Raw genomic sequence first — 15,461 nt, 5'->3', positions numbered from 1 at the left:
GGATGAGATCATGCCGATGACGACAGCCCAATTTCCGGACCTCAAGGATGCGGGCGTGCTGATCACCGGCGGCGGTTCCGGCATCGGGGCTTCGCTCGTGGAAGCCTTTGCCATGCAGGGCGCTAAGGTAGCATTCATCGATATCGCCGAAGAGCCGAGCGAAGCGCTGGTCCGGCGGCTTTCCGGGGTGTCGCCCCACCCGGTCCATTTCTTCAGGGCCGACCTGCGAGACGTGGCGGCCATAGCCGTGACCGTCACTGAGGCGGCCTCGGCGATCGGCGGCATCAAGGTTCTGGTCAACAACGCCGCCTGGGACGACCGTCATGACATAGATACGGTGACGGAAGCCTATTGGGATGCCAATCAGGCGGTCAATCTCAAGCAGATGTTTTTTACCGTTCAGGCCGCGCTTCCCTACCTCCGGCTCGCGAAAGACGCCTCCATCATCAATTTCTCGTCCATCTCGTTTCTGCTCAACATGGGCGAACTTCCCTCCTATGCGGCGGCGAAGGCAGGTATCATCGGGTTGACAAAAAGCCTTGCCGGCCGGCTGGGGCCAGAAAATATCCGCGTCAACACGCTGCTGCCGGGCATGATCGTGACCGAGCGGCAGAAGGAACTGTGGCTGACGGATGAGGGCATTGCGACGACCACGGCGCGGCAATGCTTGAAGCGCACGCTCGTCGCTGCCGATTTGTCTGGGCCATGCCTGTTTCTCGCATCCTCGGCATCAAGCGCCATCACGGCGCAATCCATAATCGTAGACGGAGGCCTTCTATAATGTCTGAACCCGCTTTTATCGCCGTTGACTGGGGTACGACCAGTTTCCGGCTCTGGCTCATGAGCCGCTCGGGTGCTGTGCTGGCGGAGCGCAGAAGTTCGGAAGGCATGACCACGGCCATGCGGACCGGTTTTGCCGAGGTTCTGCAAGCGCATCTCGACGCCATCGGCGCGCCTGAAGATTTGCCGGTTCTCGTCTGTGGTATGGCAGGCGCGCGGCAGGGTTGGGTCGAAGCGGGTTACATCGACGTGCCGGCATCGCTGTCGTCGGTGCTGGATGGCGCGGTTCGCGTGCCGGGTCAGGCGCGCGATGTGCGCATTCTGCCGGGGCTGGCGCAGCGGGATAAGAACGCGCCCGACGTGATGCGTGGCGAGGAAACGCAATTGCTCGGCGCTCTTGCCTCCTCGGACACCGGCGAGAAACTTGTCTGTATGCCCGGCACGCATTCCAAATGGGTGACCGTTCGTGATGGCGACGTCAACGGCTTTGCCACCTTCATGACCGGCGAACTGTTCGAGGTCATCTCCAAGCAGACGATCCTGTCCCATGCGGTGGCCGAGGCGGAGCCTTTCACCGGCCAACACGAGGACTTCAGAGCGGCCGTGCTCGACATTTACGCCAATCCGCAGCTCGCCAGCAACCGGCTGTTCACACTGCGCTCCGGTCAATTGCTGCATGGCCTCGCCGCCACGGATGCCAAGGCCAGGCTTTCCGGCGTCATGATCGGGCTGGAGATCGCCGGCGCGCATTCGACGGCGCGGCGGGAGACACCAGTGGTGCTGATCGGCTCCGGCGCGCTTGGCGCGCTTTACGAAGGTGCCTTCACCGCTCTCGATATCCACTATACGGTCATCGACGCAGACGAAGCCGTGCGGCGCGGATTGCTGGCCGCTGCAACAGCCATCTGGCCATAAGAAGAAAGATCGACCATGCGTATTCCCTTCCCTTCCATCAAATATCCGCTGATTGCCATCCTGCGCGGCCTGAAACCCGAGGAGACAGAAGGCGTTGTCGGCGCGCTGATCGAAACCGGCTTCCGCGCCATCGAAATTCCGCTGAACTCCCCCGATCCGTTCCGCTCCATCGAGATCGCGGCAAAGATGGCGCCCGCCGATTGCCTGATCGGCGCCGGGACCGTGCTGAGCGTGGAAGACGTCGCATCGCTGGACGCGGCAGGCGGCAGGCTGATGGTTAGCCCCAATGCCGATGCGGAGGTCATTACAGCTGCACGTGAAAAAGGCATGGTGACGATGCCGGGCGTTCTCACCCCCACCGAAGCGCTGGTGGCCGCAAAAGCCGGTGCGACCGGGCTGAAGTTCTTCCCCGCCAGCATCATCGGCCCCGCCGGCATCAATGCGATCCGGACGATCCTGCCGAAGGATCTGGTCATCGCCGCGGTCGGCGGTGTCTCGGATAAGAATTTTGCCGACTATACATCGGCCGGCATCATGGCGTTCGGGCTCGGAACCAGCCTCTATAAACCCGGCATGACCGCAGCGGAGGTACGCGAACGCGCCACTGTCACACTGTCGGCCTATGATGCAGCCATCGGAGGATAAGAGCTTGGCGACTGTTTTTCCCTTTACCGGACGTGTTCTTGACGAGACGCCGATGCTGCTCGGCGAAGGCCCGACCTTCGACCCTGCGACCGGCACGGCCTGGTGGTTCAACATTCTCGAGCGGGAATTGCATGAACTGCACCTCGCCTCCGGCCGCAAGACCGTCCATGCCCTGCCCTTCATGGGCAGCGCTCTGGCGAAAGTCAGCGACAGCCAACAGTTGATCGCCTCCGATGACGGGCTTTTCCTGCGTGATACGAAGACTGGTGTGCTGACTCTGCATGCGGAGCTGGAAAAGGACCTGCCCGGCAACCGGTCCAATGACGGGCGCATGCACCCTTGCGGCGCGCTTTGGATCGGCACCATGGGCCGCGAGGCGGAAACCGGCGCGGGCAGCATCTATCATGTTTACAAAGGCACGGTGACGAAGCTGTTTGCCGATATCAGCATTCCGAATTCGATCTGCTTCTCGCCCGATGGCGCGGCCGGATATTACGTCGATACCAAGGTGAACAAGCTGATGCGCGTGCCGCTCGATCCCGAAACCGGCCTCCCCTCCGGCAAGGCTGAAGTCTTCATCGATTCGACAGGAGTCGATGGCGGTATCGACGGCTCGGTCTGCGATGCCGAAGGGCATATCTGGAACGCTCGTTGGGGCGAAGGCGCGGTTGATCGTTATGATACCGACGGCAACCATATTGCCCGATATGCGGTGCCCGCGGGACAGACGACCTGCCCGGCCTTCGTCGGCCCGGACGCATCGCGCCTTCTCGTGACGTCGGCGCGTGAAAATCTTGACGAGGACGCCCTAGCCGCCAATCCGCAGCACGGGTTGACGTTCGAACTGGGGGTTGAGGTCAAGGGCCGGTTTGAACCGCTTTACAGGCTCTGAGACGAGGCACGCACCGCCTTCTCATTCCTGTGCTTGTCACAGGAATCTAGCCAGCCCAAGTCTTGGACCGAAGGGACTCTCTTCGCCGCGCAGACGCGCGTCGGCCGGGTTCCCGTGACAAAGACAGGAATGAGGGGTGTTGGGGGCGTCCCCACCACCTCGTCCAAGGTCATTCCGTTTCTCAGGAAATATCCGACAATATCTCGCGGTAATTCTCGTGTAGATACCGCTGGGTCGCCGCGGCGTCGGCGGGGCGGCCGTAGAAGTAGCCTTGTCCCATGGCGCAGCCGAGCGCGCGCAGTTTTTCCTCTTCCGCCCGCTCCTCTATCCCTTCGGCCACGACTTCAAGATCAAGCCCTTCGCACATGGCGACGATGGCCTTGATGATATGTTCGGAAGGGCGGTCGCTGCTGATGCGCGAGACGAAAGCGCGGTCGATCTTCACCTTGTCGAATGTGAAATCCCGCAGGCGGCCGAGGCTCGATTGGCCGGTGCCGAAATCGTCGAGAGAAATACGAACGCCCGCGCTCTGCAACTCGCTGATGATCCGCTGGGCGGTATCGGCGGAGGTCATGACCGCCGTTTCGGTGATTTCAAGCTCCAGCCGGTGCGGGTCGAGGCCGACACGCGAAAGTATGGACAGAATATTGTCTGCCGTGCTGGGGTCCATCAGTTGCGCGGACGACAGGTTGAAGGACAGAAAGAGCTCACGCGGCCAGAAAAGCGCCGCTTCCGCGGCTTTTCTGAGCAGGGCCTCCGAAAGCGCATCGATGAAACCGCGTTCTTCGGCCAGCGGCACAAAAACCGCAGGCGATACGAAGCCGAGATCCGGATCGTTCCAGCGCGCGAGCGCCTCGAAACCGATGACCTTCGCCTCCTCCAGCCGGACGATGGGCTGGAAATGCACGTCGATCGCGTCGGTGATGATCGCGTTTCTGAGCGCCTGCTCAAGCTGCGTGGCGCGCTTCATCTCCTGCGCAATCTCACGCGAATAGACGGTGATCTGGCCGCGGCCGCGCCGCTTGGAGCGGTAGAGCGCCGTCTCGGCGCTTTTCAGCAGATCCTCAAAATCATCGCCGGCGAAGGGATAGATGGCAAAGCCGAACGAGGAGGAAAGCCGGACGTTACGATCACCAAGATCATAGGGAGCGGAGAGCACGTCCTTGATCATGTTGCCGACACGCTCGGCACCGGTGCGTTCGAACACCAGCGGCAATACGAAAGCGAATTCGTCGCCGTCATGGCGCGTCACGATGGCGCCATCGGGAATGCAGGCTTTGAGGCGGTGAGCAACCTGGCAGAGGATTTCATCGCCCGCCTGCACGCCGAAAAGGTCATTGATGGGTTTGAAGCCGTCTATATTGGCAATGCCGACCGTGAAGGGTGCTGGATCGCTGGAGCGTTCGCTGGCGAGCATGCGGATCTTGTCCCGCAAACGGTAGCGGTTGCCGAGCCCTGTCAGCGGATCGCTGTAGGCCATCGCCTGAAGCTCGTTCTGGCTAACCTGCAACGTTTGCGGCTCTGCCCGTTTCATTCCTGCATCTCTTGAATCCTCTATCGACCGCGATCACAATGCAGGGCAAGTATTAAAAAAGCCATAGAGCGACGAACCGAAAAACGCAGACCGCCCTCGTTGAGACCCGCTGCCAGCGCAAAACGGCCGAGGCGGCGGCAATTAATTGTATGTTTACGCCACGCGGTTCGATGGAGGGGGCTATCACGCCTGCAGCTGCAGCACGTCCTTGCCAAAAAGCCGCACAAAAACAGCCTCCACCATATCGGGGCTGACAGGTTTCAGCAGCATGTCCTCCATCCCGGATGCGAGGCATTTGTCGAGGTCGCCTTCGAATGCGTGGGTAATGACGCCGACAACAGGAATGCGCTTTTCACCCGAAAGATCGCGCATGCGGCGGGCGACCTCGAAGCCGTCGATATCGGCAAGCGTCGTGTCAAGCAGTACGACCGACGGAGCCTGTTCCACGAAGAGACGCAGCGCTTCCTCGCCCGACGTGGCGAGCCGCCAGGAAAGCCCGAGACCCTCAAGTATCTGCGAAAAAACGATCTGGTTGACCCGGTTGTCCTCGACGAGAAGAACGTCGCACACGCCGCCGTTGCTGAGGATTTTGGGCAGGTCCTGCGTCATGATCTCCCAGTCCTCCTCTACCGATTTCTCCTTCGGCACCGAATGGAGCCCTACAGCCACATGATGCAACAACGACGCGTCAATCTCGTCCTCCTCGATGCTGACGACGGGCAGATGGTGTGCCGCGGCAATATCGAGGCATGCGATGCTCATCTGGGCGTCGATGACAACAACATCGATGGCAACCCCGGCGGAGGCGGCGACATCGATAAAGGCGCGCTGCTCTTCCTCGCTCGTCACCGCTGCATGGTCCATGCCACCTGCCGTGAGCTGGCGGCCGGCGGCCTCTGCAAAGCGGCTGTTTTCGGAGACGACCAGCACCGCCTTGCTTTTCAGCAAGCCGTTACGGCCTTCCTTCTCCTCATCCTTTCCATAGGTTGAGGACACAAATGCCACATGCTCCAAAGAAGGGATGACGGGCATGCCGTTCGCATCAAGCGTGGCGAGCGCAGTCACATCCTCCATCGTCGTCACCAGGAAATAACGGCCTGGCCGTCCTACGCGCTGTTTGCGCGTGATCGTCAGTATCTCTTCACCGTTCAGGCGTCTCACCCTTTCCGGAATGACGCTTGGCGTGCCGCTCTCCAGTACCGTCCGGTCGGCCGCATCGATCCGCCCCGCAACCTTGCGTGAATGGAGATCGAAGACCGTGCGTCCGAGCAGGCTCTCGGGGCTGGTTTCGACCAGGGTGCAGGCGGATTTATTCACGGCGGCATAGGCCAGGTTCCGGTCCTTGACGAAGACGGGAAACGGCAGATTGTCGAGAATATCCTCGAGGAGCTGTACGCGCTCGAGATCGATACGCCATTGTTCTTCGCGCTTCTTCTGTTCAGAAATATCCGCGAGGACACTAATGCCGAGACCGGATGGCAGGCGGTTCATGACAAAGCGCAGGAACCTCTCCCCCTTCAGCCGTTCGGTTTTTTCAGACCGTTCCTTCCAGTGCAGAGCCAGCCGTTCGCCGATCCACTCTTCCCGACCGAGCTGGCGGGCATTGGCGACAGGATTTTCCGTCTCGATATGGTAACAATCGTACAGGGCGCCCAGATAATCGCGCAGGCGCGCGCCGGGGCCGATGACGGCCTCTTCCAGCGGGAAAAAACTGAGGAGCTTCCGGCTTGCGAAAATAATGTGATCGTTACGGTCGTAAACGACGATCGCCGCGCCAAGCGCGTCGCAAAGGGCATCAAGCATCACCGTATGAACGCCCGCGCCGGAGGACGCCAAATCACTCAACTGCAAACTCCCGCCTGTTTTAATGGGTCAGGCTTTTGTTTCTATTGGAATCGTCCAGGGCAGATGCCGGGATGAAACGAAAATTCCGGAAAACAGACATCAGGGTTTGCCGCTTGAAACAGTCTTGAGGAGAAGATGACGCTCACCCATAGTCGACGTCACACACCACCCGGCAGAGGCGGCCCCGTTTCTGCGGTCATTTCAAGCTGCCCCACCATAAACAAGGGCGATTAAGGGCGGATTAACGCTTAAACTGCATTGGCGGAAATGGTCCGATGCCATGCAACCTGCAAAACATGTGCAAATTTCCGCAGTCTCAGTTTTTTGCTTTCGAAGCCGGCGCGAATCCGCGAAAATGGCGATCATGGCCATCAAGCAGCTCTCAGAAACCCTTATCAACCAGATCGCCGCCGGCGAGGTCATCGAAAGACCCTCCAGCGCCACGAAGGAGCTGGTGGAAAATGCCATCGACGCCGGGGCGACGCGCATCGAGATCGCCACGGCGGGCGGCGGCAAGGGGCTGGTGCGGATTACCGACAATGGCTGTGGTATGTCGCCGGCCGATCTCGAGCTTGCGGTCAGGCGGCACTGCACCTCGAAGATTTCCGATACACTTGACGATATACGCACGCTCGGCTTCCGCGGCGAGGCACTGCCCTCCATCGGCTCCGTGGCCAAGCTGACGATCACCAGCCGCCAGCAGGGCGCGGAGCAGGGTTCGGTGATTTCCGTCACCGGCGGCAAGGTTTCCGATGTGAGGCCCGCCGCCTCGAATGCCGGCACCATCGTCGAGGTGCGCGACCTGTTCTTCGCCACACCGGCACGGCTGAAATTCCTGAAGACGGAACGCGCCGAAGCGGCCGCAATCACCGAAGTCGTCAAACGCATGGCGATCGCCTTTCCGCGTATCCGCTTCGTGCTGTCAGGCACGGATCGGTCGACGCTCGAAATTCCGTCGACGGGTGACGATCATCTGGCCCGCATGGCACAGATTCTCGGTGCGGACTTCAAGGACAACGCCATCGAAATCGATGCCGGGCGTGAGGATGTGACGCTGACGGGCTTTGCCGGCGTGCCCACCTTCAACCGTGGCAATTCGGCGCATCAGTATGTCTTCGTCAACGGCCGTCCGGTGCAGGACAAACTGCTTTTATCCGCCATTCGCGGGGCTTACGCCGAAACCGTGCCGCATGGGCGATATCCTGTCGCGGTGCTTTCCATCACGCTCGATCCCGCCTTTGTGGATGTAAACGTACACCCGGCGAAATCCGACGTTCGTTTTCGCGACCCCGGGCTCATTCGCGGGCTGATCGTCGGCGCGATCCGCCAGGCGCTGACGCGTGACGGCGACAGGGCGGCAACGACGGGCGCCAGCCAGATGATGAACGCCTTCCGCCCCGGCTATAGCCCTTCTGGCCTCAGGCCATCGCCTTTCACGACCGCTCCCGCGCCATGGTCCGCCGCGACCTCGCCGTCACGGCCGCTCGCCGTTTCAGGCGCAACGCAGTTTTCGGAGGCGGTACAATCACATTTCTCGGACATCACCACCCCAACGGCGCGGTCCGATTCTCGTGAAACTTATGAAGCCGGCGCGAGCTCCTCGCCCGAGCCCACGCTCTACCCGCTCGGGGCCGCGCGGGCGCAGCTGCACGAGAACTACATCATCGCGCAGACAGAAAACGGCCTTGTCATCGTCGACCAGCATGCGGCGCATGAGCGGCTGGTTTTCGAGCAGATGCGGAATGCACTGCATTCCAAACGGCCGGCTTCGCAGGTGCTGCTCATCCCCGAAATCATCGATCTGCCGGAAGAAGATTGCGACCGGCTGATGGATCACGCCACCGGTTTCGATGCGCTGGGGCTCGTCATCGAGCGTTTCGGGCCGGGTGCCGTCGCCGTTCGTGAAACCCCGGCCATGCTGGGTGAGGTCAATGTGCAGGGACTGGTGCGCCAGCTTGCCGACGAGATCGCCGAATGGGACGCCGCCTCGACGCTTGCCAACAAGCTGGAATATGTCGCCGCCACGATGGCCTGCCACGGCTCGGTGCGTTCCGGCCGGCGCATGCGGCCGGAGGAGATGAATGCGCTTCTGCGCCAGATGGAAAATACACCGGGTTCGGGCCAGTGTAATCATGGCCGTCCGACCTATATCGAACTGAAGCTTTCCGATATAGAACGGCTCTTCGGCCGCAGCTGACGCCTTCTTACATGCAAGGGCGTCGGGGCTGGCCTTGCGCCACGCCGGCCTATATAAATTCAGGATACTGGAGCATCCGGATTGTTCAGGAAAACGTACGCCGTTTCGGACTGGGTGCCCTGACAGGACAGAGCAGGAGACGAAAACGGATGAACAGATTTGAAGGAGGCGGCAATCGCCTCGCCGTCATCGAATATCTCGACGGTGACTTCCGCATCGTCCAGACCGGCTCGCATGTCATCTGCGCCATGACAGGCAAGAGCATTCCGCTCGATGAGCTGCGCTACTGGAGCGTGGCGCGGCAGGAGGCCTATGTGGATGCCGCGGCTTCTCTGGAAGCCGAAAAGAAGGCTGGTACTTTGCCGGCATAAGGAGGGAAGCGACGCGTTGAGTGTCGCGCGTGGGCCTCCCTCGTCCCTGTGCTCGTCACGTCAGTGAGGAGAAACCGGCGCACGACAGTTTGTCTTTTTCGGTACCTTAAAGCAAGGTCCGCGAATTATCCCGAAGCAAACGGGCGCGGCAGTTCGCCACGGCCGTATCGATAATCGTTCCAGCCGCATTGGGATCGTCGAACACCATGTCGACCTCGATCACCAGGCTGTTCCAGAGCAATTCCTCTGCCCGGCCGTGGTGCCCGTTAAGCCGCACGGCATCCTTGGCCGTAGTGACAAGTTGCAGATCCGCCTTGCCTGCGTCCTGCAGAAGATCGGCAATCTCGTCATCGCTGAAGTGGTGATGATCCGGGAAAGAGCGCTGCATCACGATATCGCCGCCGAGCGCTTCGACGGTTCGATAAAATTTGGCCGGGTCGGCTATGCCCGCATAGGCCAGCACACGCCTTCCCCTGAAATCCTGCGGCTCCTGCGGCGTGATCGCCGCAACGAAAACGGGTTTGGCAGCCTTTGCGGCTCGCCGCACAAGGGCATCGGCCGCGTGACCGTTACCGACCTTCAGGAGCCCGGTCATATGCCGCATCTGTTCGGCGAGCGGGGCTCTTACCGGACCGCCCGGCACCAGATGGCCGTTGCCGATGCCGCGCATTGTATCGATGACGACAAGCGCATAATCCAGCGTCAGACGCGCGCTCTGAAACCCGTCATCCATGATGATGAGATCGACGCCCTCTTTGATCAGGCGATGCGCACCCTCAACGCGGCGGCGCGAAATCACCGTCACCGCTTCGCGCGCCAGAAGCAACGGCTCGTCTCCGACATCGGCAGAGCGATGATGTGCGGGATCGACAAGGGTGGTGACATCCAGTGTGCCGCCATAACCGCGGCTGAGAAATCCGGGTTTCAAGCCTTTCGCAACGGCGGCCCTTGCAATTGCCATTGCCGTCGGCGTCTTGCCGGCGCCACCCACGGTAAAGTTGCCGATGCAGATGACCGGAACGGTGACACTTGCCCTTTTTGCCGTCCGCATGCGCCGGCCGGCGACCTTGCCGTAAAGAAGCGAGAAAGGAGACAGGAGCCACGCCTGCCAGCCCGCTTTCTGCCACCAGAAGGGTGGCGCTTCAGAAACCATCTATTCCCGCTCCCGGCCGGGTCGCCCACGGCATTGCGTTCGCCATTTCACGTCTGGGAGGTTGTTTGCCAGAAAAAACCGTAAATTGCAAAATCCGAATAGACGGCTTTACGCACCGGTGCTGATACGGACTGGCCGTGATTTAACATGGAACTTCAATCTGCGCGCCGCGATATCCATTTTCTCCGTCATACCGGCTCAAGGCCGGCATGACGGGACGTAGAGAGTGCCGCGACAATGCAAACCGTGCGGCACCGCTTCAAACAGCCCGTTCCGGCAGCAGCGCTTCGAGCCCGGTGATGTCATCGAAACAATAATGGGCATCCGCACCCAGGCTTTCGCGAGAGCCGGTGCCGGTGAGAACGGCGACCCTTAGACCCGCGCCGGCGTTTTTCGCCATATGCAGATCGTGGTTATTATCGCCGACGACGGCCACGCGGTCGGGAGAGATACCGATCGCCTGACAGAAGCCGAGGACCATGCCGGGCTGCGGCTTGGTGCCGTAACCGCTGTCATATCCCGCAACGAAATCGATATCGTTTTCGAAACCGAAGCGGATGGCCGTCTGGCGGATGGAGTTTTCGTTGTCGCTGGAGGCGATACCGAGCTTGTAGCCGCGAGCCTTCAGCCTCGCGAAAAAACCCTTGAGATCGGTCACCGGCACGGATTTATCCGCGGCCTCGGTAAAAAGCCGGTCGAGACGTTGCGTGAGCTCGACAACATCGCAGGGCGATCCGGCGGCGACGAGACCGGCGGCGATCTCCGCCGTGTTGCCGGCGGCCAGAAGACTGTCGGGCACGACATGACCGGTAACGGGATCCATGCCGCAGGCGGAGAGAAGCCTGTCGGCGAGGACGGGATCTCCCTTGGCCGCAATCGACGCGAGTTCGCGGTTCACCGGTCCCCAGCTTGCGTCATAGCCCAGCAGCGTGCCATCCTTGTCGAAAAGCACTGCGGCGATTGACTGCGCGGCGTTGAGTTCTATATCCGCTACCATGATCCGATGGCGCTCCGCGGCTGCAGCTTGGCGGAAACGGTGAGCGGGTTGATATAGGGCTCCAGCGCCTTCACCGTGGAGGAAAGCGCGCCGCGCATATCCTGAATGACCCGATTGCCCGCGTCGATCATCTTGTAGCGCTCATTATCGTTGACGAGCAGATAATGCACCGCCTTTGCCAGCATCTCCACATCACGGATGATGCGGCCACCACCTGCGCGGATCAGCTTCTGATAGGCCTCTCGGAAGTTCTGCACATGCGCGCCCGACAAAACCGCACAGCCAAGCATGGCCGGCTCCAGCGGGTTCTGCCCGCCTTCGGCCGTCAGCGAGCGGCCAACAAAGGCAAGCTCGGTCAGCCGCAGGTAGAGCCCCATTTCGCCAATGGAGTCCCCGAGGAAAATATCGGTTTCAGGCGTTATCACATCATTGCGGCTGCGGCGAGCAACGGAGAGATTCATGCCCTTCAGCATGGCCTCCACCTCATCTCCACGCTCGGGATGGCGCGGCACGATGATGGTCAGTTGCCCGTTGCGCGACTTGATCGCCGCATGCACGGTGGCCGCGGCCTTCTCCTCACCGTCGAAGGTTGAGATCGCCGCCCATGTCTTGCGATTGCCGACCTGCTTGCGGTAGCTCTCCAGCAGCGCCTCGTCACAGGGCGGCGGGTCGGTGTCACCCTTGAGGTTACCCGATATCACCACCGGCCAGGAGCCGAGATCGCGGAAACGTTCGGCATCGAGATCGGATTGGGCAACCACCAGCGCCAGCTTGGAAAACAGCGATTCAGCAATGTCGTGGCGAGCTTTCCAGCGATCGAAGGAACGGTCGGAAAGGCGTGCATTGACCCGGATCTGCGGAATGTGCCGGCGCTCCAGTTCCATCATCGTCACCGGCCAGATTTCGGACTCGGCCGTGATGGCGGCATCGGGTGCCCAGTAGGTCAGGAAACGGTTGACCGCGATCTTGATGTCGAGCGGCACATATTGGTGGATCACGTCATCGCCGAGCCGGGTGCGGGTCAGTTCGGCCGAGGTGACCGTACCCGTGGTCAGAAGCACGAAAATGTCGCGTTTGCGGATTTCGCGGATGAGCGGAATGAGCGCCAGCGTTTCGCCGACACTTGCGGCGTGGAACCAGACGAGCGGCCCGCGCGGGCGCTCGGCACTCGCATAACCGAAACGTTCGAGCCGGCGGCGTTTGTCTTCCTTGCCCTTGGCGGCCCGATAGGAAAGATAGGGCTTGGCAAACGGGTAAGCGGCGATACCGGCAATGCGGTAACCGGAAAGAGCGAAACGTGCGATACGGCTGCTCATGACAGTCTGCCCTTGATCATTCCGCGCAATGCCCTGCCCCTGTTCTGGTTGTTATCGCCGCCTACTTCTTCTCAAATTGCGTCATTTTTTGTCATCGGAAACGAAAGCGCGATCACATTTTCTCGTAACGGCATTCCCGTGCTGCGCCGCTCGCGCAGGAATCACGGGAAAGCGCGCTTTCATCCAATAGTATTACAACGCAAGGGCAAAGGGACTCAAATTTTGTCGTCAGGATTGAGAAGACGGTGCATATGCACGATAAAATAACGCATATGGGCGTTATCGACAGTCATCTGTGCCTTCGACTTCCAAGCCGTGAGCGCCGAGGCGTAATCTGGATAGATGCCGACGATGTCGAGCGCGCTCAAATCCCGGAACTGAACATCCTGAAGGTTTTCCAGTTCGCCGCCGAAGACGAGGTGCAGCAGCTGTTTCGGTTTGCCAGTTTCCGTCATGTCTTATCTCTTTCTTGAACTCTGAGAGAGGCCTTCATCTGCGGGATTTCCCGCCAAACGTCAACTGCCAGACGGATGTGAAAACGCTTTCAAAAGTGCAGGCAGCGCATAATTTGCTGCGGCGCACAATGCGGGGTGGTTCACCCGGCGGCGATTATACATCAGAGGTTTGCCATCCAGACCGGCAAGCCGGCCGCCGGAGCGTTCGAGAATGAGATCGGCCGCGGCCAGATCCCACTCGTGTGAGTTGGGCATGACCAGCGTACCGTCGATACGACCATCCGCCACCATCGCCAGCCGGTAGGCCAGCGACGGCACATGCGGGACACGCTCGACATTGTTGCGCATCGTTTCCGGCAGATGCGTGATCGCCTCTGCCGCGGCGGCGAGATGGAAGGTGCCGGTATTGCCGCCGCTTGCGGAGATGGGGCTTCCGTTTTTTAACGCCACGCCGCCCTCTATCGCGGTAAATTCCTCCGACAGCGCCGGTGCGACGAGCACGCCCACCACCGGCCGCCCTTCATGCACCACGGCAACGCTGATGCACCAGGTATCCCTGCCGCCAATGAAGGCGCGGGTGCCGTCGATGGGATCGACCACAAAGACGGTGGAACGGGAAAGCCTGTCCGCGTCGTCATCCGTCTCTTCGGAAAGCCAGCCATAATCCGGCCGGGCGGAGCGCAGAATGGTTTCGAGGATTTCATTGGCGGCGTAATCGGCCGCGCTTACCGGCGAAAGCCCGCCATTCTTCCACCAGACCTCGGGATCCTTGCGGAAGAAACCGAGGGCTGTCTCGCCCGCCTTGCGGGCGGCTTCGAGGACCAGCCTCAGATCGGAGGCCCAGCGGGCCTCATCCATGTCGTTCATCTTGCCGTCTTTTCCGCGCGCCTCAGATGGCGCGCCCGTTTTTCTGTTCGCACTTGCATATGAAGCGCCAGCGAAAATCCCGCAGGTCGCCTCACTTGCCTGCGATCGTCATGCCTTCGATGGCAAGCGTCGGGGCCGCGATGCCGTATTTGCGATCAATATCGTTGGCCGGCGTGATCCGCATGAACATGTCCTTCAGGTTCGAGGCAATCGTGACCTCGGAAACCGGAAAGGTCTTTTCGCCGTTCTCGATCCAGAAACCGCTCGCGCCGCAACTGTATTCGCCAGTGATCATGTTGGCACCGTGGCCGATGAGCTCGGTGACGTAAAAGCCCGACCCGACCTGCCCCAGCAGGTCCTCCGGCGAAAGATCGCCCGGCTCCAGAGCAAGGTTGGTGGAGGCCGGCGAGACCGAAGTGCCGCCACGCACGCCGCGGCCGTTGGTTTCCAGGCAGAGTTCCCGTGCCGCGGAGGTGGAGAGGAACCAGTGCTTCAAAACGCCATCCTCAATCATCGTCATCTTTTCGCCGCGAACACCTTCGCCATCGAAAGGACGGGAGGAAGGGCCACGCACGATCTGAGGATCGTCGGTGAGGTACAGGCCTTTTTTCAGCACCTGCTGGCCCATCTTGTCGCGCAGGAAGCTGGTCTTGCGGGCAACCGAAGCGCCGTTGATGGCGCCGGCAATGGCGCCGACGAAACCGCGGGCGATACGGGGATCAAACACGACAGTGATGTTGCTGCCGGTATCGACCTGGCGCGGGCCAACACGGCGCACGACTTTTTCCCCGGCGCGGCGGCCGATCTCTTCGGCGGCATCAAGATCGGCATAATAAAGGCGGCTGTCGAAATCGTAGTCGCGCTCCATTTTCGTGCCTTCGCCAGCGATGACGCTGACGGAGCGGCCGAAGCGGCTGCCCATATAGCTGCCAGAAAAACCGTGGGAGGTGACCAGCACGAGCCCGCCCATGCCGCTCGACGCGCCAGCACCCGAGGAATTGCTGACGCCCTTGACCGCCAGCGCCGCCTCTTCCGAAGCAAGGGCCGCCTCGCGCAATTGATCCGCAGACACGTCCGTTGCATCGAAAAGCTCGAGATCATCATAGGAACTTGCCAGCCGTTCCTTGTCCGCAAGGCAGGCAAAGGGGTCTTCCGGCGAAACCTTCGCCATGGCCACTGCCCTTTCCGCCAAGGTCTTCAGATCGAAGCCGGGATTGGCCGAAACGCTTGCCACCCGGCGGCCAACGAAGACACGCAGGGAAAAATCGTCGCTTTCGGAGGATTCGGTGCTTTCCACCTTGCCGAGCCGCACGCCGACCGATTGTGAGCGCGAACGCACGACAACAGCATCCGCCTCATCCGCGCCGGCGGCCCGGGCAAGATCGACAAGCTGGCTGGCGCGCTCGAGAAGTTTGGAAGAATCTATTTCTGAGGACATGAGTTGGCCTTTCATTCCTGTTCCATTTATTGTGCCAGCAACCCCGCATCAAGGGC

Annotated in this window: 14 protein-coding genes; 6 read left to right on the top strand and 8 right to left on the bottom strand. The window is 60.8% G+C overall.

What is annotated here, in order from left to right; translation table 11 throughout:
• Positions 1–10 precede the first annotated feature (10 nt).
• Genes AGR2A_RS04825 through AGR2A_RS04810 form a run of 4 tightly spaced genes read left to right on the top strand, consistent with a single transcriptional unit; the run spans position 11 to position 3,232 of the window.
• Positions 11–781, top strand: a complete 771-nt coding sequence (locus AGR2A_RS04825) for an SDR family NAD(P)-dependent oxidoreductase (RefSeq protein ID WP_035211810.1) — start codon at positions 11–13, stop codon at positions 779–781.
• On the top strand, positions 781–1,695 hold the full coding sequence (locus AGR2A_RS04820) for a 2-dehydro-3-deoxygalactonokinase (RefSeq protein ID WP_045532632.1): 915 nt from the start codon (positions 781–783) through the stop codon (positions 1,693–1,695). The genes AGR2A_RS04825 and AGR2A_RS04820 overlap by 1 nt, the downstream gene beginning before the upstream one ends.
• 15 nt (positions 1,696–1,710) lie before the next feature.
• On the top strand, positions 1,711–2,340 hold the full coding sequence (locus tag AGR2A_RS04815) for a 2-dehydro-3-deoxy-6-phosphogalactonate aldolase (protein ID WP_004440240.1): 630 nt from the start codon (positions 1,711–1,713) through the stop codon (positions 2,338–2,340).
• Positions 2,341–2,344: 4 nt separating this feature from the next.
• Positions 2,345–3,232: an SMP-30/gluconolactonase/LRE family protein gene (locus tag AGR2A_RS04810; RefSeq protein ID WP_072494027.1), complete on the top strand. Its 888-nt coding sequence runs from the start codon at positions 2,345–2,347 to the stop codon at positions 3,230–3,232.
• 181 nt (positions 3,233–3,413) lie between these two features.
• On the opposite strand, the gene AGR2A_RS04800 is transcribed toward AGR2A_RS04810, so the two are convergent.
• Together AGR2A_RS04800 and AGR2A_RS04795 are read right to left on the bottom strand one after the other, a co-directional pair.
• A complete protein-coding gene (locus tag AGR2A_RS04800; protein ID WP_004440238.1) occupies positions 3,414–4,766 on the bottom strand; it encodes a putative bifunctional diguanylate cyclase/phosphodiesterase in 1,353 nt (450 codons plus the stop codon).
• 183 nt (positions 4,767–4,949) lie between these two features.
• Entirely contained in the window at positions 4,950–6,569 is a 1,620-nt protein-coding gene (locus tag AGR2A_RS04795) for a response regulator (RefSeq protein ID WP_072494872.1), read from the bottom strand.
• Between the two features lie 406 nt (positions 6,570–6,975).
• Between AGR2A_RS04795 and mutL the strand changes: the two genes are divergently transcribed.
• Together mutL and AGR2A_RS04785 are read left to right on the top strand one after the other, a co-directional pair.
• Complete coding sequence (mutL, locus tag AGR2A_RS04790; protein ID WP_072494871.1) at positions 6,976–8,808, top strand: DNA mismatch repair endonuclease MutL; 1,833 nt, start codon at positions 6,976–6,978, stop codon at positions 8,806–8,808.
• A 149-nt stretch (positions 8,809–8,957) separates the two neighbouring features.
• Entirely contained in the window at positions 8,958–9,179 is a 222-nt protein-coding gene (locus AGR2A_RS04785; RefSeq protein ID WP_004440232.1) for a DUF2093 domain-containing protein, read from the top strand.
• Positions 9,180–9,285: 106 nt separating this feature from the next.
• On the opposite strand, the gene lpxK is transcribed toward AGR2A_RS04785, so the two are convergent.
• From lpxK to AGR2A_RS04755, 6 genes are all read right to left on the bottom strand, one after another.
• Positions 9,286–10,332, bottom strand: coding sequence for a tetraacyldisaccharide 4'-kinase (gene lpxK, locus AGR2A_RS04780; RefSeq protein WP_072494024.1), 1,047 nt, complete (start codon positions 10,330–10,332; stop codon positions 9,286–9,288).
• A 259-nt stretch (positions 10,333–10,591) separates the two neighbouring features.
• Positions 10,592–11,329 (bottom strand): HAD family hydrolase, encoded by a 738-nt coding sequence (locus AGR2A_RS04775; RefSeq protein WP_004440228.1) that lies wholly within the window; start codon positions 11,327–11,329, stop codon positions 10,592–10,594.
• Positions 11,323–12,645: a lipid IV(A) 3-deoxy-D-manno-octulosonic acid transferase gene (gene waaA / locus AGR2A_RS04770; protein WP_006699512.1), complete on the bottom strand. Its 1,323-nt coding sequence runs from the start codon at positions 12,643–12,645 to the stop codon at positions 11,323–11,325. Before waaA ends, AGR2A_RS04775 begins: the two co-directional genes overlap by 7 nt.
• A 215-nt stretch (positions 12,646–12,860) precedes the next feature.
• The gene (locus AGR2A_RS04765) at positions 12,861–13,100 is read right to left on the bottom strand and encodes a DUF4170 domain-containing protein (protein ID WP_004440223.1); all 240 of its coding nucleotides are present in this window, start codon (positions 13,098–13,100) and stop codon (positions 12,861–12,863) included.
• 60 nt (positions 13,101–13,160) lie between these two features.
• The gene (locus AGR2A_RS04760; RefSeq protein WP_006699510.1) at positions 13,161–13,967 is read right to left on the bottom strand and encodes a 3'(2'),5'-bisphosphate nucleotidase CysQ; all 807 of its coding nucleotides are present in this window, start codon (positions 13,965–13,967) and stop codon (positions 13,161–13,163) included.
• 91 nt (positions 13,968–14,058) lie between these two features.
• On the bottom strand, positions 14,059–15,405 hold the full coding sequence (locus AGR2A_RS04755; protein ID WP_072494870.1) for a TldD/PmbA family protein: 1,347 nt from the start codon (positions 15,403–15,405) through the stop codon (positions 14,059–14,061).
• Between the last annotated feature and the right edge of the window lie 56 nt (positions 15,406–15,461).

It is taken from the genome of Agrobacterium genomosp. 2 str. CFBP 5494 (assembly GCF_900013495.1).
Classification (GTDB): Bacteria; Pseudomonadota; Alphaproteobacteria; order Rhizobiales; family Rhizobiaceae; genus Agrobacterium; species Agrobacterium pusense.
The sequence above is the reverse complement of the archived record's forward strand: the minus strand, read 5'-3'. Positions and strand labels throughout refer to the sequence as shown.

Excerpts from the sequence above, each read along its gene's own strand:
- AGR2A_RS04825 (WP_035211810.1), top strand. The coding sequence starts at position 11 with ATGCCGATGACGACAGCCCAATTTCCGGACCTCAAGGATGCGGGCGTG.
- AGR2A_RS04820 (WP_045532632.1), top strand. The coding sequence starts at position 781 with ATGTCTGAACCCGCTTTTATCGCCGTTGACTGGGGTACGACCAGTTTC.
- AGR2A_RS04815 (WP_004440240.1), top strand. The coding sequence starts at position 1,711 with ATGCGTATTCCCTTCCCTTCCATCAAATATCCGCTGATTGCCATCCTG.
- AGR2A_RS04800 (WP_004440238.1), bottom strand. The coding sequence starts at position 4,766 with ATGAAACGGGCAGAGCCGCAAACGTTGCAGGTTAGCCAGAACGAGCTT.
- AGR2A_RS04795 (WP_072494872.1), bottom strand. The coding sequence starts at position 6,569 with ATGCTTGATGCCCTTTGCGACGCGCTTGGCGCGGCGATCGTCGTTTAC.
- mutL (WP_072494871.1), top strand. The coding sequence starts at position 6,976 with ATGGCCATCAAGCAGCTCTCAGAAACCCTTATCAACCAGATCGCCGCC.
- AGR2A_RS04785 (WP_004440232.1), top strand. The coding sequence starts at position 8,958 with ATGAACAGATTTGAAGGAGGCGGCAATCGCCTCGCCGTCATCGAATAT.
- lpxK (WP_072494024.1), bottom strand. The coding sequence starts at position 10,332 with ATGGTTTCTGAAGCGCCACCCTTCTGGTGGCAGAAAGCGGGCTGGCAG.
- AGR2A_RS04775 (WP_004440228.1), bottom strand. The coding sequence starts at position 11,329 with ATGGTAGCGGATATAGAACTCAACGCCGCGCAGTCAATCGCCGCAGTG.
- waaA (WP_006699512.1), bottom strand. The coding sequence starts at position 12,645 with ATGAGCAGCCGTATCGCACGTTTCGCTCTTTCCGGTTACCGCATTGCC.
- AGR2A_RS04765 (WP_004440223.1), bottom strand. The coding sequence starts at position 13,100 with ATGACGGAAACTGGCAAACCGAAACAGCTGCTGCACCTCGTCTTCGGC.
- AGR2A_RS04760 (WP_006699510.1), bottom strand. The coding sequence starts at position 13,967 with ATGAACGACATGGATGAGGCCCGCTGGGCCTCCGATCTGAGGCTGGTC.
- AGR2A_RS04755 (WP_072494870.1), bottom strand. The coding sequence starts at position 15,405 with ATGTCCTCAGAAATAGATTCTTCCAAACTTCTCGAGCGCGCCAGCCAG.